This is a genomic window from Microbulbifer maximicatervae (SeqCode) (genome assembly GCF_052468295.1).
The window spans coordinates 3,647,785-3,674,325 of sequence record NZ_CP174340.1 but is presented as its reverse complement, the minus strand read 5'-3'; the positions used below and the strand labels follow the sequence as shown (position 1 = coordinate 3,674,325).

Below are 26,541 nucleotides of genomic sequence, written 5' to 3'. Positions count from 1 at the left end.
TCACGATAGCCTGATAATGCTGCAGGCAGTTTTTTTGTTTTCCAATGCTAGATTTTTCCCAGGGTATGGGAATAGCTTGTGAAAACAGTGAAAATAATAGATCGCCTTGAAGGCCGGAGTTGCTAAAAAAAAGAACCGGCATATACCTCGTACCTCTCCTTGATACAGATAGATCTCTCTTAAAATAAGAGTTTGACCTTCCATCGACTCCTGTCGTTTAGGTTCCCAAAATTACCCCACGTTATCTGCCATGACGACGTGGGAGTCAGCGTAAAATTGTTTCTGCCGTGTTAGGGAAAAACACTCACTCAATGAGAATTTAGTTTGGAGTGTAGACGTAGGAGGGGTAAGGCTTAGGAAAAAATGTGCCTTATTTATGGGGTTTGAATATTTTTGGTTTGGTTTGGTTTGGCTGTGGTTTTCAAGTTTGGAAATGTATTGTTTTACTTAGTCAGAAATTTGAAAGGTATGCGTGCAATTTATTTTTTTGGCATTTTGTGTCTCGCATATGGTGCTGTTTTTTTCTTTGGCAAGTATTGTGCTTTATTGTTGATTTTCTCTACTCGATGTAGACGTTTATTTTTTTAATTTCTAACGGGATAAAATTAAATTGATGTAAAAGAACAACTGTTTTCAGGTAACTTTATTGATGTCACCTGTATGGTTCCGTATTGTTGGGTCGCCTTAACGGCCCTGCGTCTATATCAGCTTTCCCTGTGTTTCCAATATTAGGGCCTGATCCCAATGGCAAAGCTGTCGTCATACTCCTGTACAAATTGTGAACTTTTGGGCGAATGTGCTGTCCGCAGCTGTTAGGATAGAGGCCAATTGGGCTGATAGTGAGGGGGAAGAAATGAGTCAACTAATGCAAAGTTTACCACTTTGGCTTTGGGGCATCCTGGGATTGATTGTTTTGTTCCTGGCCCGTGAGCCTGTGCATCGCGCCGTATATGCGATAGCGCGTCTGGGCCATCGGGCGTTGCGCTTTATGGCGAGTAATATTGATTCCGCAGAACAAAGACTGGTAGAGCGCAATCGAGAAGTACTTTTTGCCGAAGGCCGGGACACGGCAGAGCGCCAGATTGAAAGAGAATTTGAACGTATTGAGCAAACCGTACAGCGGGATTTGGCACTGTATCCAACCTTGCATCGAAAGCTCTGTGAACAACTCAGCAGCTTGGATGAGGACTATGTACGCAGTGCTGAAATAGCACCGGAACCGTCGAACTGGGCCAGGGCTATTCGAGCTGTTTCGGAAATTCCTGGCAAAGAGGACCCTGTGGTAGCAGATGTTCTCGATACTATTAATCAGTCTATGCGCAAGGCCGAGTCCAAAGCTCTGGAGTCCTATCGTGAGTCCACCCGGGAGAGGCATCAATTACTAAAACGTATGCTGCCCAGTTGGCGTGCAATGCTTTCGACATTGGGACGTATTAACAAAAATGTAGAATCGGTTATTCGGCGGGCCAAAGCACTGGATGGCCATATGGAGCGCTACGAAGAGATTTTGCAGGAAACGGATAAAAGCCTTCACTTGCTGTCTTCATCCTCTTTCAGCCGCTTTCTGACAGCTTCTCTGGTATTAGTGGTTGCTTTAGCTGGCGCTATGGTGAATTTTCAGTTACTGGCACAGCCTATGGCGGCAGTACTGGGCACTGAAGCTTCACTTGGCAGTTATAGTCTCGCCAGTATTTCAGCCGCAGTGGTTATCTTTTTGCAGATCACAGTCGGGTTGTTGATTATGGAATGCTTGCAGGTTACTCGAATGTTTCCTGCGGTAGGTTCCCTTGGTGAGAGTACGCGCAGGTTATTGCTGGGAGTGGCTTTGGCACTCTTATTGGTTTTGGCTGTAGTCGGTGGAAACCTGGCTTTCTCACGTGAGTTGATTCTGCAACAGCAGTTATTAGGTTCTGAGCAGCTTTGGCCAATTCCTCTGGCACAGATGGGACTTGGGTTTGTGCTTCCCTTGATTCTGGCTTTTCTGGCAATTCCTTTGGAGCAGTTTATCCGTTCAGCGCGAACGGTGATTGGTATTGGGGTGGGCTTATCCCTGCGGGGAATGACCTTAATACTGCGATTTTTGGCGATGGCTTCACTGCACTTAGGTGTTTTGGTTAATCGTTTTTACGACATCGTTATTTTTGTTCCCCTCTGGTTACAGGCTTTATATGTCCGTCAGAAACAGGGAACTGGCAGTGAGGCTAAAGAACCGGCGGGGAAAGAAGAGTCCAAAAAGAATACCGTGCTTGCTGACGCTGACGCTGACTCTGTTGCCAAATTAGCGGAAGAGGCGTAAACGAAGCTAACACTATCCAGCTTGAAAACTGACAAAATAATAAGTGTGGTGAAGCATGTTTTGGTTGTCGTTCTTTTTAATTGCCCTAGTCGTTCTATTTCTTTATGCCCGGTCTGCACCGGGCAAACCTTGCCCCCTGTGGTTTCCTCAGGGGGAAGGGCCGATGGTGATCGCACATGGTAATGACTGCGGCAATGGCCTCTATCCAGGAAACACGGCGATTTACCTTGAAAAAATGGTGCAACTGGGCGTGGATGCTATTGAAGTGGATCTGTGGCTCACCGCCGACGGCCATTTAGTGTTGATTCACGACAGGGAGCTAGAAATGTTCTCTGATGGTGCGGGGTTTGTAGAGGATAAAACCTTAGAGCAGCTGCGTCAGTTAAATGTTGCCTATCTCTGGACTCGGGATGGAGAGCATTACCCCTATAGAGAAAAGCCCCTGCGAGTGTTGACTCTGGAAGAGGCGATGGCAATGGTAGGGGATATGCCTATGATACTGGAGATTAAAAGCCGCCAGTATCGCGCTGCAAAAGTGTTGAAGGATGTGCTGGCAAAGTGTGGAAAAGGTGAGCAAGTCGTCGTTTCCTCATTTCACCAAGGGGTGATTAATGAGTTTCGTCGTCTCTGTCCGCAAGTAGCGACGGGCACGCCTACCGTAGAGGCGGTGGTATTTTATATTGCACAGTTACTTCGAGCAGAGAAACTGCTGCGTCCAAGCTATAGCGCGATGCAGCTACCGATGGAGCAAAAAGGTATTCCCGTAGTTACTGAAAGTATGGTGCGCGCCGCTAATAAGAAGAAAGTCCACTTGGCGGTATGGACCGTGAATGGTATGGAGAATTACCGGCGCTATATTGATCTGGGCGTACACGGCATTGTGACTGACCGACCGGATCTGCTGTTGGAGATGTTGGCGCAGCAGCGAGAAACTTTATTGAAGCAGGCAGCCTGAGCTAAATAATCAGTTGCCGATGATATTGGAAAGAAATAATAACAACTGGGAGTTTTTATGAAGAACTTGGTAGGTTCCGTCGCCCTGGCGGTTTCTGTATTGGCTGCATCTTTTACTTCTGCGCAGGATCGGTTTGCCAATGTGGAAATTAGCAGTGAAGCTGTGTCTGGCAATGTTTATATGCTCAAAGGGGCTGGGGGCAATATTGCAGTACTGGTGGGAGAGGACGGCACCTTTATGGTGGATGACCAATACGCGCCTTTGACCGCAAAAATTCAACAGGCAGTAGCTGAGTTAGCCAAGCAACCTTTGCGTTTTGTCATTAATACCCACTGGCATGGAGATCATACCGGCGGTAACGAAAATCTGGGTAAAAGCGGCGCCCTGATTGTGGCTCACGAGAATGTGCGCAAACGGGTAAGTACCGAGCAGTTTATTGAGGCGTTTAAGCGCAAGGTTGAGCCGTCTCCTCCAGAAGCATTACCGGTGATTACCTTTACCGATGCCACTACCTTTTACTGGAATGGCGATAGGGTAAAGGTCCAACATGTGGGGCCCGCCCACACGGATGGTGACTCCATCGTGCATTTTGCCGAAGCCGATGTGATTCATATGGGGGATATTTATTTTAACGGTAACTATCCCTTTATCGATCTCTCTTCCGGCGGCTCGGTGGATGGCATGATCGCAGCTATGGACACGGCTTTGGCGATGGCGGGGGAAGATACCAAAATTATTCCCGGTCACGGTCCTCTCAGTAATCGGGCAGAACTGCAACAGCAGCGCAATATACTGGCAGGGCTTAGGGACAAAGTGAAAGCGATGGTGGATGAGGGTAAGACCCGGCAGGAAGTGATTTCTGCAAAGCCCACAGCGGAATTTGATGCGCAGTATGGCCAGGGTTTTATGACACCGGATATTTGGACCGGGATTGTTTACGACTCCCTGACACAATCTTAGGAAATAAAAAAAGGCGGCGCAGTGAAAGCCTGCGCCGCCTTTTTTGTTGGATTACCCGGTGATTTTAATCTGTAGTGGCATTTGGGGTCATGGGCCCGCCAAATTCAGGGCTATTTTCCACCGCCTCTTCATTGTGTTCTTCCCGCACTCGGAACCAAGCGGCATAGAGTGCTGGCAGGAACAGTAGGGTGAGTCCGGTTGCGACAATCAATCCGCCCATAATGGCGACCGCCATAGGGCCAAAGAAGTCACTGCGGGACAGTGGAATCATCGCCAATACCGCAGTCAGCGCTGTCAAAACAATCGGCCTGAAGCGTCTTACCGTCGACTCGACAATTGCATCCCAGGGGCTGAGGCCCTGGCTGATATCCTGCTGTATCTGGTCCACCAAAATCACCGAGTTACGCATAATCATTCCCGCCAGGGCGATGGTGCCCAGCATGGCGACAAAACCAAAGGGCTTGCCAAACAACAGCAGGAACAGGGTAACGCCGATCAGGCCCAGGGGAGCCGTGAGGAATACCATGGTGGATAGGGACATACTGCGCAATTGCAGCATCAGCAAGGTAAAGACCACCAGCACAAATAGCGGCATACCGGCATTGACCGATTTTTGCCCTCGCGCAGATTCTTCCACGGTACCACCCACTTCCAGCAAGTAGCCCGGCGGTAATTTATCGCGAATGGATTGAAGCTGAGGCCACACGGCATTGACTACGGTCGCCGGTAACTCTTCCCCATAAATATCAGCGCGCACTGTGACGGTGGGTAGGCGATCCCGGTGCCAGATAATACCTTCCTCAAAACCGTATTCCAGGGTGGCAATCTGGTTCAACGGTACACTGCGGCCGCTGTCGGTTTGTACCGCGAGGTTGCCCAACTGGCGCAGGGCATAGCGATCGTCTTCATTACCGCGCACACGCACGTCGATCAGCTCGTTATCTTCCCGGTATTGGCTCACAGTGATACCGGTCAAGGAGCTTTGCAGAGCCTGGGACAAGGTTGCACTGTTGACGCCCATGGCGCGAGCGCGGTCCTGGTCGATATTGAGGTTGATGGATTTACTGGGTTCTTCCCAGTCCAAGTGCACGTTGGTCACTTGTGGATTGTCCCGCAGGCGCTCGGCCACTTCCCGGGCCAGCCCGCGCACTTCGCGGATATGTTCGCCGGACAAGCGGAACTGCACCGGGTAGCCCACGGGTGGGCCGTTCTCCAGGCGGGACACACGGCTGCGCAGGGTGGGGAACTCCTCATTCATCGTATTGATCAACCAGCTGCGCACTTGCTCGCGCTCTTCAACGCTGCGGGTCATTACAACAAACTGGGCGAAGCTGGCAGCGGGCAGTTGCTGGTCCAAAGGCAGGTAGAAGCGCGGGGAGCCGGTGCCCACATAGGCCACGTAATTTTCCACCTGATCGTTTTGCGCCAGCAGGGTTTCCAGCCTTTTGGCCTGGTGCTCGGTGGATTTCAGCGAGGCACCTTCGGCCAGCTTTAGGTCCACCATCAATTCGAGGCGTCCGGAAGAGGGGAAGAACTGTTGCGGAACCAGTTTGAACAAAGCGAGCGAGCCGACAAAAATTGCCAAGGTGGCCGCGATCACGGTTTTGCGATTGCGCAGGCAGCAGGTAATAAAGCGGCGGAAGCGCTGGTAAAAGGGTTTCTGGTAGGGGTCTTTGACTTCACCGCCGTGACCGTGTCGCGCCAGGTTTGGCAGCAGGTAGTGGCCCAGATAGGGTACAAAGACCACGGCGGCAATCCAGGAAACGATTAGCGACAGAGTGACCACCTGGAAAATAGACCGGGTGTATTCACCGGTACCGGACTGGGCGGTGGCAATCGGTAAAAAACCGGCGGCGGTAATCAGTGTACCGGTGAGCATGGGAAAAGCGGTGCTGGTCCAGGCGAAGCCGGCGGCTTTTAGCCGACTGAGCCCCTGCTCCATTTTAATCGCCATCATCTCCACCGCGATAATGGCATCGTCCACCATCAAGCCCAGGGCGAGTACCAATGCCCCCAGCGAGATCTTGTGCAGGCCGATATTGAAGTAGTGCATCAGCGCGAAGGTCATCGCCAATACCAATGGGATCGACAGCGCCACAATTAATCCCGGGCGGCTGCCGAGGGAGAAAAAACTCACCAGCAGTACGATACCCAGGGCTTCGGCCAGCACTTGCAGGAATTCGCCGACGCCGCGTTTTACTGCTGCCGGTTGGTCGGAGACCTTGCGCAGTTCCATACCTATGGGCAGATCTTCCTGTAGTCGGGCAAAGGTTTCATCGAGGGCTTTACCTAACTTTAAAATATCTCCCCCTTCCTTCATGGACACGGCGAGGCCGATAGCGTCCTCTCCCATAAAGCGCATACGGGGCTGGGCCGGATCGCTAAAGCCTCGGTGGACCTGGGCAATATCTCCCAGGCGCTGGGTGCGGCCATCTGCGGTAATTGGAAACTGGCGTATTTCATTGACGGAGGTGAATTGTCCGCTCACACGGATGCGCACCCGGTCGCTGACGGTATCCACAAAGCCGCCATCGGTGACCTGGTTTTGCGCTTGCAAGGCGTTTTGAACCGCAGACAGGGGAATGCCCATGGAGGCCAATTTGGTGTTGGATATTTCCACCCAAATTTTTTCGTCCTGCAATCCCAGTAACTCGACCTTGCCTACATCCTTAACTCGCTGAAGGGCCAGTTGCAGTCGCTCAGCGTAGTCCTTCATCAGTGCGTAATCGAAGCCACTGCCGGTGAGGGCATAAATATTTCCGAAGGTGGTGCCAAACTCGTCGTTAAAAAATGGGCCCTGGATATCCGGCGGCAGGGTGTGGCGAATATCCCCCACCTTTTTGCGCACTTCATACCAGAGATCGGGAATGTCACGGGAGTGCATATCGTCCCGGGCAACAAACAATACCTGGGATTGCCCCGGACGGGAAAAAGAGGAGATACGCTGGTAATCACCGGTCTCCAGTAATTTCTTTTCTACCCGTTCGGTAATCTGGCGGGACACATCTTCGGCGCTGGCGCCGGGCCAGACGGTGTTGATCACCATCACCTTAAAGGTAAAGGGTGGATCTTCACTTTGCCCCAATTGGGTATAGGAAAAGGTTCCCAGCAGTCCCAGGACGATCATTGCGTAAAGCACCAGCGGGCGGTTTTTCAAGGCCCACTCGGAGAGGTTAAAACCCATGGCAGTTTCTCTGTTTCAAGGGCGGCTCTGCTGTTCGCGGCCGCACTTTGGAAATTGTTATCGAGGCTTTATTGGGAATTAATTTGCGCGGGCAGGCATTATTGTTCCCGCGCCTTTAATTTATTCCTGATGGGCGAGAGACGGCCCCTGTTCAATAGGGCGGTTCATACGGTCCACAGGGCGCACCACCATACCTTCCTGCAACAAATGGGTACCTGCGGCCACAATCCAGTCGTTGCGTTCCAACCCGGAAAATACCGAGACAAATTCCTCACCGTAGGGGCCCAGGCTGACCGGGGTTTTATGCAGTGTTTTTGTCTCTGGATTTAAAACCCATACAAATGCGGCGCCATCGTCGGCACTGACTGCTGACATCGGAACCTGCAGTACATCGGTTTTTTCCGCCCTGGGGACAAATGCCCGTGCACTCTGGCCGATTTCTACACCGCTCACTTTATTTTCGAAAGCGACCCTGGCCTCAAAGGTGCGGGATATGGGATCGGCTGCCGGCGATAGTTCGCGGATGCGTGCGGGGAAAGATTGGCCCGGTTGGGACCACAGCTCGACGGTTAGCGGTTGGCCCACTTTAAAGCGGCTGATGGATTGCTCCGGTAGGTCGATACGCACTTCCCGTTCGCCATCGGCTGCCAGCTCAAAAATGCCTTGTCCTGCGGCAACGACCTGGCCGGCCTCGGCCATGCGGCGGGCGATCACGCCACTTTCCGGCGCCTTGAGTACGGCGTAGGCAGCCTGATTGCGGGCAACATCCAGCTGTGCCTTGGCCTGCTGTAGTCGCGCTTCGCTGGCTTCGAATTGGGTTTCTACGGTATCGAACTGGGAGAGGCTCACCAGCTGCTTTTCCAATAGCTTGCGGTGGCGCGAGAGTTCACTGCTAGCCAGGCGCTGGTCTGCCTCGGCGGAAGTATGGCTGGCGCGGGCTGAATCCAGTTGTAGCAGCAGGTCTTCAGTATCCAGTTCCGCCAGGGGCTGGCCCTGTTCCACACGGTCGCCGACATTTACCAGGCGCCGCTGGATTTTCCCGCCGATACGGAAGGCCAGAGCCGGCTCGAAGCGGGCTCTTACCTCACCGGGATAGACATCGGTTTGGGCGCTGGCCAGGGTGGGGCGCACCATAACGGCGGGGCGCGGTTTGGTTTCTTGTTCCTGGGATTCAGAGGGGGCACAAGCGCTCAACAAAAGGCTGAGTGAGAGCGCAGCGAGGATTAGCATTCGGTACATATTGGCTTCCTTCCCCGGCGCTGGCGCGTCGAGGCAGATCCGTGACTGGGTCAAGCATGGCCGGGCGGCCATCAATGTTATACTGGCGAGTATAGTATATTTAATGAACTAACGAGTCTAGTATATGGAGAGCTATGTCTGAGCAGACCCAGACGGCCGCCCAGCGCGGTCGCCCCAAGGATCCGGTGAAACGCCAAGCCATTCTGGATGCCGCCCGGGACCTGTTTTTATCCCACGGTTTTGCCGCTACCAGCGTGGATGCGGTGGCCTCGGCTGCGGGAGTATCCAAGCTTACGGTCTACAGCCACTTCTCCGATAAGGAGACGCTCTTTAGCGCCGCTATTGCCTCTCGCTGTGAAATGATGATGCCCCTGCCCATCTTTGCTTTAGAAGAGGGGGAATCGGTAGAGCAGGTCCTGGAGCGTATTGGCGACGCTTTTATGGGGATGGTGGAGAGCGAGGATAGCGTGCGTCTGTTACGCCTTTTGTGTGCCCTAGCATCCCAGGAGTCGGAAATGGCCCAGCTATTTTTTGACGCAGGTCCCCAGCGGATTTTGGGGGAGATAGAGCAGCTACTGCGCAGAGCCAATCAGTTACAAATGTTGAAGGTGGATAATCCCGCCGTAGCGGCGGAAGACTTTATCGGTTTGTTGCTGGGTTGCCACCATATGCAGGTTTTGATCGGTTGCCGACAAATGTCGACACAGGAAGAGCGCCGTGAGCGCGTACAAAAGGCGGTGAGAACCTTTATGTGTGCCCACCACTAGCGCCGGAATTATTGCCTGTATTCTTGGGCTGCTCCGCCATCGTGGGGCACAGGATAATATCACTGGCGACCTGGAGCCACTCAGGTTTGTTGCGGCTGTAAACATAGCGCTCGGGATAAATAAATTCTGGTGCATCGAAGGCGCCGCCGCCAAAGCCCCGATATTCGGGCAGGAATTCCAGTGTCCAGGTGAGCGTGCTGCCGCAATTGGGGCAGAACTGGCTCTTTATCCAGCGACCGGCATCGGAGTAAAGAGTGTGGGTTTGCAAATGGCCCTGAAGAAAGGCTATTTGTTTCTTTTTGAAGTAGACCGATAAGCCGATGGGGCTACCGCTGCGCTTTCTGCACCACTGACAAGAGCACAGGCTGACCCGGCGAGGGGAGCCGAGGGCGCGAAAGCGCAGTTGCCCGCAAACGCAGCCCCCTTCGTGATATTCCTCCACCATGCTAAGTCCACCGCTGTACCGCCTTTACTAAGGTTGGCACAGCGGCGTGGGGGAGGAATCAGGTTTTGATGCGGTATCCGGTGCGGAAAATCCACCAGACGGTGGTGAGACACAGCACCAGAAAGAGCAAAGTCATGCCGATACTCAGCCCCAGGTTAACATCGGCTACGCCGTAAAAAGCCCAGCGGAAGCCGCTGATCAAATAAACTACCGGGTTGAACAAGGTAATTTTTTGCCACATTTCCGGCAGCATACTGATCGAATAAAATGCACCGCCGAGAAAAGTGAGCGGCGTAATAATCATCAGCGGAATAACTTGCAGCTTCTGAAAGTCATCGGCCCAAACTCCGATAATAAATCCGAACAGGCTAAAAGTGACGGCAGTCAGCGCGAGGAATGTCAGCATCCACCAGGGGTGTACAATTTCGTAATCCACAAAAAAGCGAGCGGTCAGCAATATCAACAGCCCCAATAAAATGGACTTTGTCGCTGCGGCACCCACATATCCGGTGACGATTTCGAAGGAGGATATGGGAGCGGACAGTACTTCATAAATGGTGCCGGAAAACTTAGGGAAAAATATTCCGAAAGAGGCGTTGGAAATACTCTCGCTGAGCAGTGCCAGCATTACCAATCCTGGAATAATAAAGGCCCCATAGCTGACCCCGTCGATATCCCCCATACGCGATCCAATCGCCGCACCAAACACAATAAAATAGAGAGATGTGGAGAGCACCGGTGAGGCGATGCTCTGCATTAGGGTGCGCCAGGTGCGGGCCATCTCAAATTTATAGATGGCGCCAATTCCATACCAATTCATGCCTGTGCCTCCTTACTGAGCTGCTCTTCCCGTTCAAGGCGGGCACCGTGAACCAAGTTGACGAAAATTTCCTCCAGGGAGCTTTCCCGGGTGTGTAAATCGCGGAATTCAATATTGGCGGCATTTAAACGGCGCAGAAATTCCGCAAGACCAGTGTCTTCGCTTTTGATATCAAAGCGATAAACCAGCTGGCTGCCATCGCTGCTGAGACTGAGTGGCAGGTCAGCGAGACTCTCTGGAATTTGTTGCAGTGGTGTGGGCAGTTGCAGGCTGAGTTCTTTCTCCCCCATTTTCTTCATCAGTGCATTTTTCTCCTCAACCAGAACCAGTTGGCCGTGATTGATAACACCGACACGATCGGCCATTTCCTCGGCCTCTTCGATATAGTGGGTGGTGAGGATAACGGTTACCCCCGACTCTTTCAGTTCGCGCACCATTTGCCACATATCCTGGCGCAGCTCTACGTCGACCCCGGCGGTGGGTTCGTCGAGGAAGAGCACATTGGGCTCGTGGGATAGCGCTTTGGCGATCATCAGGCGGCGCTTCATTCCGCCTGAAAGCGTAATAATTTTGTTATCTTTTTTCTCCCATAGGGATAGCTGCCGTAGAATTTTCTCCAGGTAGGCGGGATTGGGAGCCTTGCCGAATAGACCGCGGCTGAATTTCACTGCCGCCCAAACGGTTTCAAAGGCATCGGTGGATATCTCCTGGGGCACCAGACCAATCTCATTGCGGGCATTGCGATAGTCCCGCTGAATATTGTAACCATTGACAGTGACCTCACCGCAGCTCGGATTTACGATGCCGCAGATAATGCTGATCATGGTTGTCTTGCCCGCGCCATTGGGGCCGAGCAAGGCAAAGAGTTCTCCCCGCTGAATTTCCAGGTCGATATTCTTCAGGGCGGTAAACCCCTCGGCATAGGTTTTTCCCAAGCCTTTGATGGAAATAATCGATTCCACTTTTTCTCCTTGCCAAAATTACCGTACGGCTTTGGCTGTGTGTTGTCAGGTGGATTTATCGGGCAGAAAGGAGGAATACCTTTCCTGTCGGATCAGTTTCCCGATTCCAGCCCGGAAGTATATGCCAATGAGAATTCTTTTTTAATTTTAATGATGTATATCAAAGCCGCGCTGGAGGCGGCGAACATCAAAATTAAAGCCATGGATGAGAATGCACTGGAATATCCCATTTTATCTATCCAGGGCTGGCTGATGAAAGGCGAAATAAATTGCCCAAGAAAAATTCCAGTCGTCAGAAATCCCGCAGTTTTCCCTCTTTTTGACTCCGGAGCAGACTCGAGAGCCGTAGAAAAGATATGTGGTATCAGGGTACCCATTCCAAGTCCGTAGAGGGCAATAAAAGCAACTATTTCCGTCAGGTTTTGAGCACCGGCGAGCAGCCCAAAGCTGGCGGCCATAATAGTAAAGCTTGCGATAAAAACGCCGAGCACACCCAGTTGATTCCGGGCTCGCCGGTAAATCAGTAATGAGGCGATGGCTCCCATAATATTACTGGAGGCGATAGCCATAGCAATAAGGCTGGGTGAGGAGATCTCTATCTCGCGCAAGTAAAACGGGATCTGAGTTGGAATCAGGGTAAAAGCCAGGCTATTTAAAGTTGCCGCCGCCAGTAGTGCATAAAATGCAAGCGGGTTAGCCTGCTTTTCTTTTTTGGGGTTTCTGTGCTTGAAAGGCCTTACTCGCACGGGCTCCCAAAGGAAAATTTGAACTGCTGGAACTAGTAGTAAGGCCAACAAATAAATTGCGAAGGGGGCGCGCCAATGTAAGCTGGCCAGTAGTCCGCCCAGGGTTAGAAATACGACCCCACCGATACTGATAAAAGTACTCTGCTGGCTCAAATAAGTTAGGCGTTGCTCCCGGCTGAAATAATCCCCCACCAGGGCTGTTACCGAGGTCATTGTTCCGGCCACGGCAATTCCCAATAGTAGGCGGCTCGTCAGGATTCCTGCGAGACTATCCTGAAATAGGGCTAGTAGACCGGATAGTCCATAGAGTACCAGGGCTGCTTTCAATAATTGCAGGCGGCCATGGCGATCAGTAATCCAGCCTGCTAATGGAGCGCAGAGGGCGATGCTCAAAGCGGGCAGGGTCACTACCAGTCGGCTCCACAAATCACTATTGGGTGTCCCTGAGAAATACTGCTGCAGTGCAGGTAGTGAAGGGGCTACAGTGGCCCCCGACATGATAGTGAGTGCTGCCAGGCACAGTAATGTGGTACGGCTCTGAGACGGTATCCCGCTGGTCGTGTGCTTCATGATTATTAGTCGCTGCTTCTAGGTCCCTGGGTTTCTCTTCGCGGTATCTCCAGACTCGCGTATTTCAGTAGCAAATTTGGGGTTCAGGCTTGCAGCTGCCACTAGTAGTAAGAACAGGTTGGGGTTGGCTTGACCGGCTGGTTGCGCAACGCTGTTTGCTTGGTGCTTTTCCATCACTTTTCTCCCTCGCTTGCATTAGGTTGCGCAGCAGTGTAAAACCTCAACTAATGTTTAGGTCAATGGTTGATAGGCATTTTTATGGCAGCTGAAGAATCGGCCGAAAAAGGAGCGGTAAAGTCAAAGCAAATCAAGCGGGAGCTGACTGTTGGCGAGGTGGCCGAGCGCAGCGGCGTGGCAGTCAGCGCCCTGCATTTCTATGAAAGCAAAGGCCTGATTGCCAGCTGGCGGACCTCCGGAAATCAAAGGCGTTACTCACGGGATGTGTTGCGACGAGTGGCCATTATCAAGGTGGCCCAGAGTACCGGGATTCCATTGTCGGAAATACGCGAGGCCTTCGGGGAGCTTCCCAATAAGCGCACGCCCAATGCGGGGGATTGGTCATCACTCTCTTCTCACTGGCGTGAAGAGTTGGATCAGCGTATCCAGCAGTTAACCAAGTTGCGCGATGACCTTGAGGGATGTATTGGCTGCGGTTGTTTGTCTATGCAGAAATGCCCTTTACGGAATCCCGGGGATGAAGCTGCGGAGCAGGGAGGGGGAGCTCGATATTTGGATTTGACCGAGTAGGAAAGTGGTAGCAATACACGAGTACTGCTACCAACTCCCAAGGCGTACTTTTATCGCGCTAAAAGGCTGATAGCGGTTTTCCGGCGCTCACTTCAGGAGAAAATCTTCTCGTAAAACGCCAGTGTTCCCCGCCAGGCGTCTTCAGCGGCTTCACGGTTATAGGCCAGCGGCAGGCCGAACTTTTCTCCCCGGTCTGTTGCACAGGGGTTGGTGAATCCATGTAGGACCCCCGGGTAACTGACCAGAGTTAATTTGGCTTCGGATTCCTGCATTTCAGTAACAAACTGGCCGACCTGGTCCGGTGGAACCATCACATCGGCGCCGCCGGTGTAGACCTGTATTTCAGCATTAATAGGTTTGTTTTGTGCGGGCGTACTTCTTGCCAGTGCCCCGTGGTAACTGACTACGCCGCGCAAGTCCACGCCGACTCGAGCCATAGCGAGTACGACTCCGCCGCCAAAACAATAGCCCTGTGCTGCGACCTGATCCGGGTCTGCTTGGGGCCGCTGCTGGAGCAGTGATAATGCTGTGCGGAAGCGCGCTTCAAGGGCGACCGGGTCCTTCAGGGCTTCATCCCTGAACTGCTGTGCCTCTTGTGGATCATCGGTCTGTTTGCCTGCGCCAAACATATCCACTGCAAAAGCGAGGTAGCCGCAGTTGGCCAGCTTCTCCGCCTGCTCGCGAACAAAGGCATTGTGCCCCCACCATTCGTGTACCAGTAAAACCCCCGGCCGTTTGTCACTGATATTTTCATCCCATGCGAGATATCCGCAAAAAGTATCCCCGTTTACGGTGTAGTCAATTACTTCCGCTTCCATAGTGAGTCGCCTGGCTGATCGAGAAAGAGTCGTTGGGAAACCGGTAAGGGCCCGGCTACTCCGCAAGCGTGGCACAAACTTCAGTTGTTGCCAGTGGGTGGCCCTTTCAGCTCAATCACATTGTCCTCGGGATCTGAGATGTAAATTGACAGGCCAATTCCATCGGCGCCAAAGCGCTCTTCTGCTGGCGAAAACTTTACCTGTTCCTGCGCTAAAAAGGCCTGGATACTCTCTGGATTAAAGGGTTCAACCCGGAAGCAAAAATGATCCAGGTTCCGCCCTTCCTTTCCCGGTGCTGCTCCCCCTCTCTGGCCGATAGGTTTATCAACTGGCACTAAATCTATCATGCAAGTGCCTGCGCGGAGTTGGTAGAGGCCAATATCGTCCCGTTGGCGCACAATGCTGCATCCAAGAATATTTTGGTAAAAGTCGAGCATGGGTTTTAGGGATTGGACACGCAATACAATATGGTCAATATGGTGGAGCTTAATCATAGGCGGCCCAAGCTTAGTTTTTACTAAGACTAGGTGGACCCTAAGGTAGTTGTCGAGTGAATTAAATGTTAGAAATTTTAAGTTAATCTGTAAAAGCCTGGCTATAGAGAAGGTAGGTAGCGCAAATAATCAGAAGGCTCCCCATGGATCTGTTAAATACTTTGCGCCGGTATTGACTCCCTAATAGTAAGCTAGCTCGATCCCCGGCAATAGCCCAAATACTTAATGATATGTAGCAAACCAGAAAGTAAATCAGGGTAAATGTGAGTAAATTGCTGTGGTTATCGCTGCTGGAAAAAATAGCCACTCCAGAAAGGCAGGCGACCCAGGCTTTTGGGTTAAGCCATTGCAATAAAAACCCCTGGTAAAATCGTGGCTCCTGAATCCGCTCAATACCCGCATGATCAGTAGGTGCAACCGCTGTTTGGTAGCCGATATAGGCCACATAAATTGATCCTGTTATCGCAACATATCGTAGTAACTGGGGATAAATTTCTATTACCTGATAGAGCCCGAGGCCTATAGCTGCAAGTAACAGTGTAAAGCCTATTGTGGCTCCTGTTACAAAGGGCAAAGTGCGGACAAATCCATAATTCACCCCGGAGGAAATGATAACCATATTCACCGGCCCCGGTGTAATGGACATAGCCAGGGAAAACCCAAACATAGCAAGAAGTAGTGACATTCGCTGCTCCTGGCAGTTATCAATTGTTTGGAGACTTTAATGGCCTGGTAGGAAAATGATTAGATACTTAAAACTGAAATATATTGTTTATAAAAATTTACTTACTAAAAAGGGAGAAGGAAAGAATACACTGAGCTCGGGACCCTATGAGGCATGGATGCCGATTAGGAGCTTACAGGGATGTATTCACTGCGTGTCTCGAGTACGGTGCATTCTTTCCTTTCACCCCAGTAGTAAGTATGGACGAGTGTGCTGCACGAGACTGGATGCCGATTAGGCGCTAACAGCAATATATTCACAGATCTTCGCAAGAGCGGTGTATCCTTTCCTGTTGACCCAGAAGCACCTTTAGAGAATTCATAGGGAGTTGCTATTGTGCTAAAGGATATTCGCTATTTACTGGTGTTTGCCAAGGTTGTGGAAAGCGGCTCTTTTAGAGGCGCTTCTTCGGAACTGGATATTTCTGTCGCCAGCGTTAGTTCCTATGTGGCGAGGTTGGAGGAAAGTCTTGGCGTTGCGCTCTTGTATCGCAATACCCGCAAATTGTCCCTGACCGAAGATGGGGAAAAGGTTTATAAAACGGCACAGAATATATTGGATTTGTACGCCGATGGTCTCGGAGAATACAAAGCGCGAGAGGAACGCAGTATCAGTCGGCTTAAAATTGCAATCCCCGCCGTTTTGATCCACAGCCGCTTGCTGAGCAAAATAGTGGGCTTTGTCCGGCGGGATCTGGGTATTCATTTACAACTTCAATGCAGCGACCAGCACGAGGATGTAATTGGCGGTGGTTTTGACTTGGCAATTCGCCTGGGTAATATGCCTGACAGCAATTTGAAAGCGCGTAAGATATTTGAATTAGAGCGGGTGTTAATTGCCAGTGGCGATATGCTGGATCGCTATGGTTTTCCGGGTCATCCTCGCGACCTTGCTGTCTGGCCCTGGATTGGGCTGACCATGCGGCCCAATCACCGGAAATTTCTACATCGGCAGCAGGGCGAATATGAAGTTAGCTACACCCCGGTAGCGACTGTCGACAGCGTTGAAGCGGCTTATCGACTGACGAGCTGCGGTCTGGGACTATCGGCGCCACCTCGATTTTTAATAAGCGCACAGGATGATGTACAAGAGTTATTGCCAGACTGGCAGCTTCCGAATTTACCCGCCTATGCAGTTAGACCTTCAAACGGAGTCTCCAAAGGTCCTATACAGAAATTGATTGATTATTTGGCCGATAGTGATACCCAGCTGGCCGCCTGCCATCCTCGCGATTTAGCGCAAAAGCTAGCTGAAGAAGCGGTTGATTAATTGTCCAGGAAGGTTCTCAATAGTTCGGTAGAGGCCTCTGCCGTCAAGGTTGGTCACTTGCGGACAGAGGTCCTTTTATTCATGGGGGAATTTAAAACCTTACTGCGGAATAAATTCCTGAACGATATTTATTTGGGCATTACAGCTTATTTCTACCGGATCTTGCTTTACCGCAGTTGACTCCATGGATGTGTCTTCAGAGGCGTTAACTGTGCGAATAATGCTGGAAATTTCTGGTTTGCAGGAACCGCAGCTCGTACCGCAGCCAAGGGTTTCTCCCAGTGCTTCGACGGTGTTAATGCCTTGGGCGATGGCCTCCTCTATCTGTGGCCGGGAAACCTGGAGGCAGGTACAAATCATCTTCACACCGGGCTTTATGGGATGAAGCAGTTGCCCCGGTGATTCAGGCAGGGGAGTGGCCAGGTAGTTTTCCAGGTGCTGTCGGCTGGGTAATTGGTGCCAGTCTCTACCAGAGAAAATCAGAAGTTTTAAGCTATTATCGTAGGCGATCCAGCGCTGACTTTTAGGGGTAACCAATTCCTGCCAGAACAATTGGGGCTGCTCGTCCATTATCTTGGATGCCAGTTCCCGCCCGTGGATAAGTTGGTTCGCGGCAATTTCATAGCGAAAGCCATTTTCCAAGGGGACTCGATACCAGTGCAGGATACTGCTGTCGTTGGCCTGCTGTAACCAATCCCATACTCTATCGGCAGTCTCTTCGGCACAGATCATTGTGGCAAAGTATTCAGCTGCCAGGGGACTGACATTAACGGGAACCTGTTTGAATTCAGGTTGGCCGGAGTAGGGATCAATACTGGAGTCCGCCAGGGCACTGGGCTTGGAATCCTGTGAGAAGGTTTCACTCCAGTGAATAGGGGCAAAGATCTCCCCTCTTTTTTGCCCTCCGTTGAGAGCGGCGCGGCCGACCATTTTAGATGAGGCGCTGTTTAACCGAACTAATTCCCCATCGTTAACCTGGAAGCGAGCGGCATCCTTGGGGTTTATTTGTATTTCCGGCAGTTCGCTGTGATCGAGTAATTTTCTTACCCGCCCGGTTCGGGTCATGGTATGCCACTGGTCGCGCATACGGCCGGTATTGAGCCATATAGGATACTCGCCACTGATCTGCTGTTCCGGAGGCTGCGGCGCTATGGGGATAAAGCGAGCGCGCTTGTCCGGGGTAAAAAACTGTCCACTGGTGAATAAGCGTTTGCACCCGGCTGGATGCTCCTGGTTGACCGGCCACTGTACCGGGGCCAGTGCATCGTATTCACTGCGATTGATATTGGCGAGTGCGGAGATATCAAAAGCCCTGGAGCCGTGGTTTTCGAAGCCGGAAAGCTGGGCGTGCTCACGAAAAATATCGGCGGGGTGTGAATAATTAAACTGATCTCCATAACCCAGATGCTGGGCCAGTCCGCACAGGGCTTGCCAGTCGTGGCGAGCTTCTCCCGCTGGGGATAAAAATCCACGTTGCCGAGAGATACGTCGTTCTGCATTGGTGACAGTGCCGTTTTTTTCTCCCCAGCCCGTTGCGGGAAGTAGCAAATCGGCACAGCGAGCGGTATCGGTATTGGCAATGCAGTCGGAGACAATAACCAACGGGCATTTCTGTAGTGCGGCTTTGACTCTATCGGCTTCGGGCATACTGACGGCGGGGTTGGTAGCCATAATCCAAATGGCTTTAATTTTTCCGCTTTCTACCGCGCGGAACATATCCACAGCCTTCATTCCCGGCTTGGTAGCAATTTGATCGGAATTCCAGAATCGTGATACCCGGTCAATATCCTGCTCGTTAAACTCCATATGCGCGGCGAGGGTATTGGCAAGTCCGCCCACCTCGCGTCCACCCATCGCGTTGGGTTGGCCGGTAATAGAAAATGGTCCTGCACCAATTTTGCCCACGCGTCCGGTGGCTAAATGGCAGTTTATGATTGCGTTGTTTTTATCAGTGCCGCTGCTGGACTGATTGATTCCCATAGAATAAAAACTAATGGTCTTTTCTGTTGCTGCAAATGCCTGAAAAAATTCCAATAGTTTTTCGATAGATATGCCACAGGTGGCCGCAGTTAATTCTGGTGACCAGTCTTGAGCCGCAGCTAAGGTATCGGCAAATCCCTGTGTATGATTTTTTATGTAGTCGGTATCTAGATAATAGTGCCGGCTGAGAAAACGCAGAAGTCCATTGAATAGTGCCGCATCAGTGCCGGGTTTAATTGCCAGGTGCAGATCTGCCATTTCACTGGTAGCGCTGCCACGGGGGTCGATAACGACAAGCTTTGCAGCACCTGCCTGCATTCGCTGGAATAAGATCGGATGTGTCCAGGCTGCATTGGAACCGATAAGCACGATAAGTTCAGCCTGTTCCAGATCCTCATAGGAACAGGGTACCGCATCGGCACCAAATGCGCGTTTATATCCCACCACCGCAGAGGCCATACAAAGTCGGGAATTGGTATCAATATTGGCAGAGCCAATAAATCCCTTCATTAACTTGTTGGCCACATAGTAGTCTTCGGTGAGAAGCTGACCGGACAGATAAAAAGCTACAGAGTCAGGGCCATGGTCGCGAATTGTCTGCTTAAAGGCATCGGCCATATAAGAGAGCGCAGTATCCCAGTCACAATCTTTTCCGTGCAGGCGAGGGTGTAGGAGACGGCCGTGTTCGCCCAGCGTTTCGCCGAGCGCAGAACCTTTAACGCACAATTTGCCGAAATTTGAAGGGTGCTGGGAATCGCCACTAACAGTAATCGCTGTAGTATTTGCGCGCTCTTCCCTGTTAACCGAAACCCCACAACCGACACCACAATAGGGGCAGGTAGTGCAGGAGCGGTGCGCGCTCAGAAATTCCTGTACTGCCATTACTGTAGCTTATTGTTGCCGATGTAAACCGTGTTCCCACTAAATGCCAGCGGGTAGGTGGCAAGCTTGATATCGCTGTCTTCCATGCAGACTCCATCGCTAAGGCGGAAATGGTTTTTATACATTGGGGAAGCAATGGTTAATTCCCCTTCCAATTCCGCAATAATTCCTCTTGCAATCACACCAGCTTGTGCGATTGGGTCCCAGTTGTCAACGGCATAAAGCTGTTGTTCCTGGTCGGGTAAAAAAAACAGGGCGATGCTTCTTTGATAGACAGTTTTAGTCACTGTATTCAAAGCCTTCGTTGGGTATACGGAGGTATCGCCCCAAAGCGCACATACCCCAGAGTTGGTGACCAAATCTGATCGCTGACAGATTGGAGACCATTGGGGGTGGGTTATGGCAACTGAATTTGAGGGAGTTTCTTGCAGGGCAGCCAGGCTCATAATAATTTCCTCACAATGGATGGAAAGGATTCAAAAGCAATTTATTAATAAAGGTATAACTGGCGGCTTGCGCCGCCGGGAGAAGCTTTAGGCGGATTCGGCTGTTTCCACTAGCTCGTCAGTGGTCGCCGGACGCGGTTGCCCGCGCTCTTTAACGAAAACAATCTTTTCGTCGGTTTCGTTGCTATTAACGAATTGACGGAAGCGCTTGAGTTTTTCCGGATCGTTAATGGCTGTTTTCCATTCGCATTGGTAGGTGTCTACTACTCGGGCCATCTGGGCTTCCAGCTCGGCACAAATCCCCAGCTTGTCATCGATAATGACTTCGCGCAGGTAATCCAGGCCGCCGTCAAGATTTTCCAGCCACACAGATGTGCGCTGTAATTTATCGGCGGTGCGCACATAGAACATCAGGAAACGGTCGATATAGCGGATAAGAGTTTCGTCATCCAGGTCAGTGGCGAACAAATCTGCATGGCGGGGGCGCATGCCGCCGTTGCCACAAACAAATAGATTCCAACCTTTTTCAGTGGCGATAACCCCGACATCTTTGCTTTGAGCCTCAGCGCATTCACGGGTACAGCCGGAGACAGCCATTTTTATTTTGTGTGGAGAGCGCAATCCCTTGTAGCGGTTCTCTACTTGAAGGGCCATTGAAACGCTGTCCTGAACCCCAAAGCGACACCAGGTGCTACCAACACAGGACTTAACCGTGCGCAGGGATTTGCCGTAGGCATGGCCGGTTTCAAATCCGGCATCAATCAGCTCTCGCCAAATTTCCGGTAGCTGCTCCAGGCGCGCGCCAAACAAGTCGATACGCTGGCCGCCAGTAATTTTTGTATAAAGGTCGTAGCGTTTGGCCACTTCGCCGATCACTATTAATTTTTCCGGTGTGATCTCGCCGCCGGGAATACGCGGAACTACAGAATAGCTGCCGTTTTTCTGCATATTCGCCATGAAAGTATCGTTGGTGTCCTGTAAGCCGACGTGAGTCTGCTCCAGAATATGTTCATTCCACAGGGAGGCAAATATGGATGCGGCTGCAGGTTTACAAATTTCACAGCCGCGCCCTGAACCGTGTTTGCTTAATAATTCACTAAAGGTTTTTATTTCTTCCACCTGGATAATGTGGAATAACTCCTGGCGGGAGAAGGGGAAGTGCACGCATAAGTGATTGTTCACTTCCATGCCGAGCGCCGCTAGCTCTTCATCGACAATATTTTTCAGTAGCCCAGCGCAACCACCGCAACCTGTAGATGCTTTTGTTGCATCCTTAACATCAGCCAGTGAGTGGCAGCCACCGGCAACGGCGTCGATAATCTGGCCTTTACTTACATTGTGGCAGGAACACACGGTAGCCGAAGCGGGGAGTGCAGCAGCACCCAGCCCAGGAGCTGCGCCATCGGTTGCCGGTAAAATTAATTGTTCCGGGTGTTCGGGCAGATCAATATCGTTGAGGTGGTATTGCAGCAGGGTATCGTAGTCATCCGTATCCCCCACCATCACCGCACCCAGCAGCTTTTTGCCCTCGCTATCGGTGATCATACGTTTGTAAACACCGCTCTGCTCATCTACAAAAGTAATAGCGGCAGCGCCGTTGGTGCGACCATGGGCATCGCCAATAGAGCCGACCTGTACACCCAGGAGTTTCAGCTTGGTGCTCATGTCAGCACCGTTAAAACTTTCCTCTCCACCGGTCAGTTGAGCGACAGCAGTACGCGCCATGCTGTAACCGGGAGCGACCAGGCCAAAAATTTTCTGATCGTAAAGTGCGCATTCGCCGATAGCGAAAATATTCGGGTCTGAAGTACGGCAGCAGCTGTCAATTACGATCCCGCCGCGTTCGCCAACTTCCAGCCCGCTGGATTTTGCCAGTTCATCCTGGGGGCGAATGCCTGCGGAGAAAACAATCAAATCGGTAAGCAGTTCTTTATCTCCCTTGAACTGCATACGTAGGCGGCCGTCTACTTCTTCAATCAATTCCGTGGCAGTACTGGTGTGTACCTGAACCCCGAGTGCTTCAATTTTTGTTCTTAATAGGGCTGAACCACCTTCATCCAACTGAGTGGCCATAAGGCCTGGGGCGAACTCGACAACGTGGGCTTCAAGTCCCAGGGCTTTCAGGGCATTGGCAGCTTCCAGGCCCAGTAGGCCACCGCCGACAACTACACCACTTTTTGCACTGGCGGCAATCGAGCGGATGGAATCGAGATCTTCCAGGGTTCGATATACAAAGCAGCGCTGGTGTTGATGACCGGGTATTGGCGGAACAAAAGGGTAGGAGCCGGTGGCAAGTATTAATTGGTCGTAAGAGAGGCTGGCTCCACTTGCCGCAGTAATTGTTTTATTGTCCCGATCAATTTGCACCACTTTGTCATTGAGCAGGATATTAAAACCCCACTGCTGATACTGCTCCAAGTTTCCCATGGACAGGTCTTCAGCTGTGCGTCCGGCAAAGTATTCGGAAAGGTGGACCCTGTCATAAGCGGGACGGGGCTCTGCACAGAATATGGTGATATCAAACTGGTTGGCGTATTGATGGTTGGCGAGCTGTTCCAGGAAATGGTGCCCGACCATACCGTTGCCAATCACAATCAGCTTTTGAGGTTTAACATTTGCCTTCATTTACAATCCTGCCGTCTCAATTCGTTTTATTCGGCAGGAAGAGGGCCCGTCTGAAATGGCAAGGGCGTCTCCTCTTCTGCCGAAGAGTACAGGCGCCGTTGCCTCGTAATGGGGGAATAATTTGTTGGTAATTAAATACATTCAATCTCTATGCCAATTTTATTTTTAGTAATAAAGGGGGTTTGGCCTGATTGTCCACAATTTTTGCGACAAAGTGGTGCATTTAATTAATTTTCTGCGCTGTAAATGTGCTTATTCAAATCTTATGTATTAGCGCCAAAAGAAGTAGAGCAGATGAGAGAGCAGTAGAATTAAAGTTAGTAGCTGCCAGACAAGAACCGGATTTCTTTCTAGCAGGGGACGGCTTTGGGGGGCTTTAAATTCCGGGCTGGGAGATTGCAGATCCTGGATAAATTCTGACAATGCGTTGTAGCGCTTTTTAGGATCAGGAGCACAAGCCTTTTGTAGGGCGCTATCAATCCAGTAGGGAATATCTTTGCGGTGTGCGGATGCGCGAGTAAAGCGCATTTGGTTATAGTTCTTTAAACGGTAGTGGTAGCTGCCAAAGCGCTCGGGATAGGGATATTTGCCCGTGAGCAATTCATAAGCAATGATTCCCAGGGAAAAGATGTCTGATCGATGGCTGGCGCTATCCCCAAAAAAGAATTCCGGAGCTGTATAATTCTTACTGCCGGGCGCTGTTTCACCAGATAGATGTAATTGCTCTCTGAGCCCTGGGCCATCGGCACCACCGAGATCAATGATTGCCAGGCGCCCGTCGTTGCGCATCATAATATTCTCTGGCTTGAGATCGCCGTGAACGATCTCCAACCGCTGTAAACTTCGCAACGCACTAACCAATTGTGCCATTAGCTCCCGCACTTGGGGAATTTGAGGTTGTGGATGTAATTGCATCCACTGACGCAAAGTCTGTCCTTCGATATATTCGAGAATATGATAGAGACAGTGCCTTTCAGAAGTCGGAGCAAAAACTTTAATAATTCCTGGGTGGGAGATTCGTCGCCCGGTCCATTCCTCAGCAATAAATCGTTCGATGTAGTGGGGGTCATCACAGAAATTAACTGAGGGAGTTTTTATCACCCGCAATACTTCGGTATTGAGGTCTCGGGCCAGATAGAGATGGCTGCGGCTGCTGGCATGTAATTCCTGTAAAACAAGGAAATTGTCGAGCTTTTGGCCTGGGCGCAGGTCAGGTGCGAACGGGAGTTCGCGATTGCGCATAGCCAATTCATCGCACTGGGGCAGCCCTACATAATTTATCCGGCAAGTGACAGCAGTCAGGTTATCGGTGGAGCCCGCTGTCAGAGCAGCATCAATAAGCCCTTGTGGGGTTGAACTGGAAAAATTAAGCAATAGCTCAATTAACTCTGTCTCAGGCAGAAAATCGTGAATCCCATCGCTACTCACCAGGAAAATATCCCCGGGTTGCAATTCCTCACAGCGGTAGTCCACTTCAATATGGGCATCCATTCCCAGGGCGCGGCTCAAAAAGGTGCGTCCAGGTCCGAGGCTGTGGCTGTGATCGCTACTCAAGCACTGTAATTTCCTGTCGCGGAGTCGGTAGATCCGGGAGTCGCCGATGTGAACCAGATGTGCGCTGGTGCCTTTGAAAATAACGGCAGAAAAAGTGGTCAGCCAACCCCGTTTAATTTCGGCACTGCCGCCACTCTGTCGAAATAGCCAGCTATTGAGCGAGTGCAAAACCCGAGCAACAGCGTGCTTTGTCGACCAGGTTTGTGGGGTGCTGTAATAATCGGAAAAGAATCCATTGATGGCAGCGCGGGCTGCTTCACCGCCGGCTTCTGCATTGGCAACACCGTCGGCTACTGCCGCAAGGCTGCCGTGGCGCTGTAATTCAGCGCCTTCGGGAAGCCTCACTGCGCAGGCGTCGTCATTGTGTTGGCGAAGTCCGGCGCAGGAGGCAGTGAACAGTTGCAGGGCATCTTCTTTATCGCCCTGCGAACTGTCACTGGCAGCGAGCCCGGACTCTTCTGTGCTCGCTGCAGTGGGTAGATCGTTATTAGGCAACATCGATCATGGATACGCTGCCATCGGGGTGTACTTCTGCCATTTGTCCCTCCGGTTCTTCCAGTAGAAGCAGGGCGGCAAAGCCGAGCAATGCGGTAGCGCAGATTACCAGGAAAAAGGTCTGGTAAGACACCATGCTGAGAACGGTGAGATAGAAAACGGCTCCGACATTGCCGTAGGCGCCAGTCATGCCGGCAATCTGCCCGGTAAGGCGGCGTTTGATCAAGGGCACCACTGCGAATACCGCGCCCTCACCAGCTTGCACAAAGAAGGAGCAGGCCATGGCAGCGGCGACCGCCAGGTACAGGGGCCACTCGGCATCAATCATGCTCATAGTGAAGTAACCCAGAGCCAGGCCAGCGGTGAGGATCAGCAGGGTAGATTTGCGCCCCCAGCGGTCACTAATCAATCCGCCGGCAGGGCGTGACATGAGGTTCATAAAGGCATAGGCGGAGGCCAGCAAGCCAGCTTTTACCGGGTCCAGTGTAAAGGTCTCGGAGAAGAATAAGGGCAGCATGGAAACCACAGCCAATTCGGAACCGAAAGTCGCGAAGTAGAGCAGATTCAAAACTGCTACTTGCTTAAACTTATAGCGGTGTACCGGTGCGGGTGGGTTGCTGAGTACTTCACGGTTAATACTGTAGGTTTTATACGCGTCGAGAAGATACAGTAATACCAGGCCTGCATAGATCAGGTTGGCGGTAAGGTTGGATATTAATGCAACGCCGCTGGATAATTTCCAGGTTAGCAGGGCCAGTGCCGCATACATGGGCACTTTCATCACCAGAAGCAGGATAAAATCCCCGGGACTGGTGACTTCCATAGCACCAATTTTTTTTGGCTTGAAATAGGTTGACCCCTTGGGCGTATCAGTCACAGAGAAGTAATAAACTACGCTGTAAACCAGTGCGATTGCGCCAGTGAGGCCAATGGCATAGCGCCAGCCGTCGTCACCGCCAAAAAACAGGGCGATAGTGGGCAGGGACATGGCTGCTGCAGCTGAGCCAAAATTTCCCCATCCCCCGTAAATACCCTCTGCGGTACCCAGCTGTCGAGCCGGGAACCACTCGGACACCATGCGGATGCCTACGACAAAACCTGCACCAATAAAGCCCAAAAGGAATCGGCCAATGGCTGCCTGTACAAAGTTGTCTGCCAGGGCAAAAATAAAGCAAGGCACACTGCCGATTGCCAGTAATAGCGAATAGGTGAGTCTGGGGCCATATTTATCAGTTAGCATCCCGATTACAATGCGTGCGGGAATTGTCAGGGCCACGTTTAAAATAAGTAGGGTTTTGACCTGGTCCGGAGTTAATGAAAGGCTTTTCGCAATTGCCATTAGCAATGGTGCGTGGTTAAACCAGGCAAAGAAAGTGATAAAGAAGGCCACCCAGGTTAGGTGGAGTACTTTTATCTTCCCGCGGAACGAGAATAGATTAAGTGAGTCACTGGACATGCGCATTTCCTTTGTTTGCTAATTCCGCAGGCACAAAAAAAGCCCACAGCTGCAGCCGCTTGACTGCAGACGATGGACTTCGTTGCCCGTTATATTCGGCGAACAAC

At 51.5% G+C, this 26,541-nt stretch carries 21 protein-coding genes; 6 read left to right on the top strand and 15 right to left on the bottom strand.

The window, feature by feature from the left end; translation table 11 throughout:
* The first annotated feature begins 853 nt into the window (after positions 1–853).
* The 3 genes from ACJJIQ_RS16365 (at position 854) to ACJJIQ_RS16355 (ending at position 4,211) form a co-directional block, all read left to right on the top strand.
* On the top strand, positions 854–2,296 hold the full coding sequence (locus ACJJIQ_RS16365) for a hypothetical protein (protein ID WP_445362454.1): 1,443 nt from the start codon (positions 854–856) through the stop codon (positions 2,294–2,296).
* A 163-nt stretch (positions 2,297–2,459) separates the two neighbouring features.
* The gene (locus tag ACJJIQ_RS16360; protein ID WP_445362453.1) at positions 2,460–3,251 is read left to right on the top strand and encodes a glycerophosphodiester phosphodiesterase family protein; all 792 of its coding nucleotides are present in this window, start codon (positions 2,460–2,462) and stop codon (positions 3,249–3,251) included.
* 57 nt (positions 3,252–3,308) lie between these two features.
* Positions 3,309–4,211: an MBL fold metallo-hydrolase gene (locus tag ACJJIQ_RS16355; protein ID WP_444896145.1), complete on the top strand. Its 903-nt coding sequence runs from the start codon at positions 3,309–3,311 to the stop codon at positions 4,209–4,211.
* Positions 4,212–4,275: 64 nt separating this feature from the next.
* On the opposite strand, the gene ACJJIQ_RS16350 is transcribed toward ACJJIQ_RS16355, so the two are convergent.
* A complete protein-coding gene (locus ACJJIQ_RS16350; protein ID WP_445362452.1) occupies positions 4,276–7,395 on the bottom strand; it encodes an efflux RND transporter permease subunit in 3,120 nt (1,039 codons plus the stop codon).
* A gap of 120 nt (positions 7,396–7,515) precedes the next feature.
* On the bottom strand, positions 7,516–8,634 hold the full coding sequence (locus tag ACJJIQ_RS16345; RefSeq protein WP_444896147.1) for an efflux RND transporter periplasmic adaptor subunit: 1,119 nt from the start codon (positions 8,632–8,634) through the stop codon (positions 7,516–7,518).
* 134 nt (positions 8,635–8,768) lie between these two features.
* Between ACJJIQ_RS16345 and ACJJIQ_RS16340 the strand changes: the two genes are divergently transcribed.
* The gene (locus ACJJIQ_RS16340) at positions 8,769–9,401 is read left to right on the top strand and encodes a TetR/AcrR family transcriptional regulator (RefSeq protein ID WP_413663250.1); all 633 of its coding nucleotides are present in this window, start codon (positions 8,769–8,771) and stop codon (positions 9,399–9,401) included.
* On the opposite strand, the gene ACJJIQ_RS16335 is transcribed toward ACJJIQ_RS16340, so the two are convergent.
* From ACJJIQ_RS16335 to ACJJIQ_RS16315, 5 genes are all read right to left on the bottom strand, one after another.
* Complete coding sequence (locus ACJJIQ_RS16335; protein WP_445362451.1) at positions 9,382–9,846, bottom strand: GFA family protein; 465 nt, start codon at positions 9,844–9,846, stop codon at positions 9,382–9,384. The two genes, ACJJIQ_RS16340 and ACJJIQ_RS16335, sit on opposite strands and share 20 nt — an antisense overlap.
* 58 nt (positions 9,847–9,904) lie before the next feature.
* The gene (locus ACJJIQ_RS16330; protein ID WP_413663248.1) at positions 9,905–10,666 is read right to left on the bottom strand and encodes an ABC transporter permease; all 762 of its coding nucleotides are present in this window, start codon (positions 10,664–10,666) and stop codon (positions 9,905–9,907) included.
* Entirely contained in the window at positions 10,663–11,628 is a 966-nt protein-coding gene (locus ACJJIQ_RS16325) for an ABC transporter ATP-binding protein (RefSeq protein WP_413663247.1), read from the bottom strand. The genes ACJJIQ_RS16330 and ACJJIQ_RS16325 overlap by 4 nt, the downstream gene beginning before the upstream one ends.
* A gap of 92 nt (positions 11,629–11,720) precedes the next feature.
* Positions 11,721–12,944 (bottom strand): MFS transporter, encoded by a 1,224-nt coding sequence (locus tag ACJJIQ_RS16320; RefSeq protein ID WP_445362450.1) that lies wholly within the window; start codon positions 12,942–12,944, stop codon positions 11,721–11,723.
* An 18-nt stretch (positions 12,945–12,962) separates the two neighbouring features.
* On the bottom strand, positions 12,963–13,118 hold the full coding sequence (locus ACJJIQ_RS16315) for a hypothetical protein (RefSeq protein ID WP_445362449.1): 156 nt from the start codon (positions 13,116–13,118) through the stop codon (positions 12,963–12,965).
* Positions 13,119–13,202: 84 nt separating this feature from the next.
* Between ACJJIQ_RS16315 and soxR the strand changes: the two genes are divergently transcribed.
* Positions 13,203–13,691 carry a redox-sensitive transcriptional activator SoxR gene (gene soxR, locus ACJJIQ_RS16310; protein ID WP_282931344.1) on the top strand — a complete coding sequence of 163 codons (489 nt, stop codon included), beginning with the start codon at positions 13,203–13,205 and terminating at the stop codon, positions 13,689–13,691.
* A gap of 92 nt (positions 13,692–13,783) precedes the next feature.
* Here soxR and ACJJIQ_RS16305 read toward each other — a convergent pair whose 3' ends face one another.
* The 3 genes from ACJJIQ_RS16305 to ACJJIQ_RS16295 form a co-directional block, all read right to left on the bottom strand.
* The gene (locus ACJJIQ_RS16305) at positions 13,784–14,509 is read right to left on the bottom strand and encodes a dienelactone hydrolase family protein (protein WP_444915587.1); all 726 of its coding nucleotides are present in this window, start codon (positions 14,507–14,509) and stop codon (positions 13,784–13,786) included.
* Between the two features lie 80 nt (positions 14,510–14,589).
* A complete protein-coding gene (locus tag ACJJIQ_RS16300; RefSeq protein ID WP_282931346.1) occupies positions 14,590–15,003 on the bottom strand; it encodes a VOC family protein in 414 nt (137 codons plus the stop codon).
* 82 nt (positions 15,004–15,085) lie between these two features.
* On the bottom strand, positions 15,086–15,688 hold the full coding sequence (locus tag ACJJIQ_RS16295) for a LysE family translocator (RefSeq protein WP_445362448.1): 603 nt from the start codon (positions 15,686–15,688) through the stop codon (positions 15,086–15,088).
* Between the two features lie 375 nt (positions 15,689–16,063).
* On the opposite strand from ACJJIQ_RS16295, the gene ACJJIQ_RS16290 reads away from it, so the two are divergent.
* Positions 16,064–16,996 carry a LysR family transcriptional regulator gene (locus tag ACJJIQ_RS16290; protein WP_445362447.1) on the top strand — a complete coding sequence of 311 codons (933 nt, stop codon included), beginning with the start codon at positions 16,064–16,066 and terminating at the stop codon, positions 16,994–16,996.
* 99 nt (positions 16,997–17,095) lie between these two features.
* Here ACJJIQ_RS16290 and ACJJIQ_RS16285 read toward each other — a convergent pair whose 3' ends face one another.
* The 5 genes from ACJJIQ_RS16285 to ACJJIQ_RS16265 form a co-directional block, all read right to left on the bottom strand.
* Entirely contained in the window at positions 17,096–19,858 is a 2,763-nt protein-coding gene (locus ACJJIQ_RS16285; RefSeq protein WP_445362446.1) for a nitrate reductase, read from the bottom strand.
* On the bottom strand, positions 19,858–20,304 hold the full coding sequence (gene nirD, locus ACJJIQ_RS16280; protein ID WP_282931350.1) for a nitrite reductase small subunit NirD: 447 nt from the start codon (positions 20,302–20,304) through the stop codon (positions 19,858–19,860). Before nirD ends, ACJJIQ_RS16285 begins: the two co-directional genes overlap by 1 nt.
* 87 nt (positions 20,305–20,391) lie before the next feature.
* A complete protein-coding gene (nirB, locus tag ACJJIQ_RS16275; RefSeq protein WP_445362445.1) occupies positions 20,392–22,929 on the bottom strand; it encodes a nitrite reductase large subunit NirB in 2,538 nt (845 codons plus the stop codon).
* A 270-nt stretch (positions 22,930–23,199) separates the two neighbouring features.
* The gene (locus ACJJIQ_RS16270) at positions 23,200–24,981 is read right to left on the bottom strand and encodes a bifunctional protein-serine/threonine kinase/phosphatase (RefSeq protein WP_445362444.1); all 1,782 of its coding nucleotides are present in this window, start codon (positions 24,979–24,981) and stop codon (positions 23,200–23,202) included.
* Positions 24,971–26,434, bottom strand: coding sequence for a NarK family nitrate/nitrite MFS transporter (locus ACJJIQ_RS16265; RefSeq protein WP_444940816.1), 1,464 nt, complete (start codon positions 26,432–26,434; stop codon positions 24,971–24,973). Before ACJJIQ_RS16265 ends, ACJJIQ_RS16270 begins: the two co-directional genes overlap by 11 nt.
* Positions 26,435–26,541 lie beyond the last annotated feature (107 nt).

What these genes read in the sequence shown, in the direction of transcription:
- ACJJIQ_RS16360 (WP_445362453.1), top strand. Translation starts at nt 2,460, where the DNA reads ATGGTGATCGCACATGGTAATGACTGCGGCAATGGCCTCTATCCAGGA.
- ACJJIQ_RS16270 (WP_445362444.1), bottom strand. Translation starts at nt 24,981, where the DNA reads ATGTTGCCTAATAACGATCTACCCACTGCAGCGAGCACAGAAGAGTCC.
- ACJJIQ_RS16345 (WP_444896147.1), bottom strand. Translation starts at nt 8,634, where the DNA reads ATGTACCGAATGCTAATCCTCGCTGCGCTCTCACTCAGCCTTTTGTTG.
- nirD (WP_282931350.1), bottom strand. Translation starts at nt 20,304, where the DNA reads ATGAGCCTGGCTGCCCTGCAAGAAACTCCCTCAAATTCAGTTGCCATA.
- ACJJIQ_RS16355 (WP_444896145.1), top strand. Translation starts at nt 3,309, where the DNA reads ATGAAGAACTTGGTAGGTTCCGTCGCCCTGGCGGTTTCTGTATTGGCT.
- ACJJIQ_RS16315 (WP_445362449.1), bottom strand. Translation starts at nt 13,118, where the DNA reads ATGGAAAAGCACCAAGCAAACAGCGTTGCGCAACCAGCCGGTCAAGCC.
- ACJJIQ_RS16305 (WP_444915587.1), bottom strand. Translation starts at nt 14,509, where the DNA reads ATGGAAGCGGAAGTAATTGACTACACCGTAAACGGGGATACTTTTTGC.
- ACJJIQ_RS16335 (WP_445362451.1), bottom strand. Translation starts at nt 9,846, where the DNA reads ATGGTGGAGGAATATCACGAAGGGGGCTGCGTTTGCGGGCAACTGCGC.
- ACJJIQ_RS16265 (WP_444940816.1), bottom strand. Translation starts at nt 26,434, where the DNA reads ATGTCCAGTGACTCACTTAATCTATTCTCGTTCCGCGGGAAGATAAAA.
- ACJJIQ_RS16295 (WP_445362448.1), bottom strand. Translation starts at nt 15,688, where the DNA reads ATGTCACTACTTCTTGCTATGTTTGGGTTTTCCCTGGCTATGTCCATT.
- ACJJIQ_RS16300 (WP_282931346.1), bottom strand. Translation starts at nt 15,003, where the DNA reads ATGATTAAGCTCCACCATATTGACCATATTGTATTGCGTGTCCAATCC.
- ACJJIQ_RS16330 (WP_413663248.1), bottom strand. Translation starts at nt 10,666, where the DNA reads ATGAATTGGTATGGAATTGGCGCCATCTATAAATTTGAGATGGCCCGC.
- ACJJIQ_RS16350 (WP_445362452.1), bottom strand. Translation starts at nt 7,395, where the DNA reads ATGGGTTTTAACCTCTCCGAGTGGGCCTTGAAAAACCGCCCGCTGGTG.
- ACJJIQ_RS16285 (WP_445362446.1), bottom strand. Translation starts at nt 19,858, where the DNA reads ATGGCAGTACAGGAATTTCTGAGCGCGCACCGCTCCTGCACTACCTGC.
- ACJJIQ_RS16320 (WP_445362450.1), bottom strand. Translation starts at nt 12,944, where the DNA reads ATGAAGCACACGACCAGCGGGATACCGTCTCAGAGCCGTACCACATTA.
- nirB (WP_445362445.1), bottom strand. Translation starts at nt 22,929, where the DNA reads ATGAAGGCAAATGTTAAACCTCAAAAGCTGATTGTGATTGGCAACGGT.
- ACJJIQ_RS16340 (WP_413663250.1), top strand. Translation starts at nt 8,769, where the DNA reads ATGTCTGAGCAGACCCAGACGGCCGCCCAGCGCGGTCGCCCCAAGGAT.
- soxR (WP_282931344.1), top strand. Translation starts at nt 13,203, where the DNA reads ATGGCAGCTGAAGAATCGGCCGAAAAAGGAGCGGTAAAGTCAAAGCAA.
- ACJJIQ_RS16365 (WP_445362454.1), top strand. Translation starts at nt 854, where the DNA reads ATGAGTCAACTAATGCAAAGTTTACCACTTTGGCTTTGGGGCATCCTG.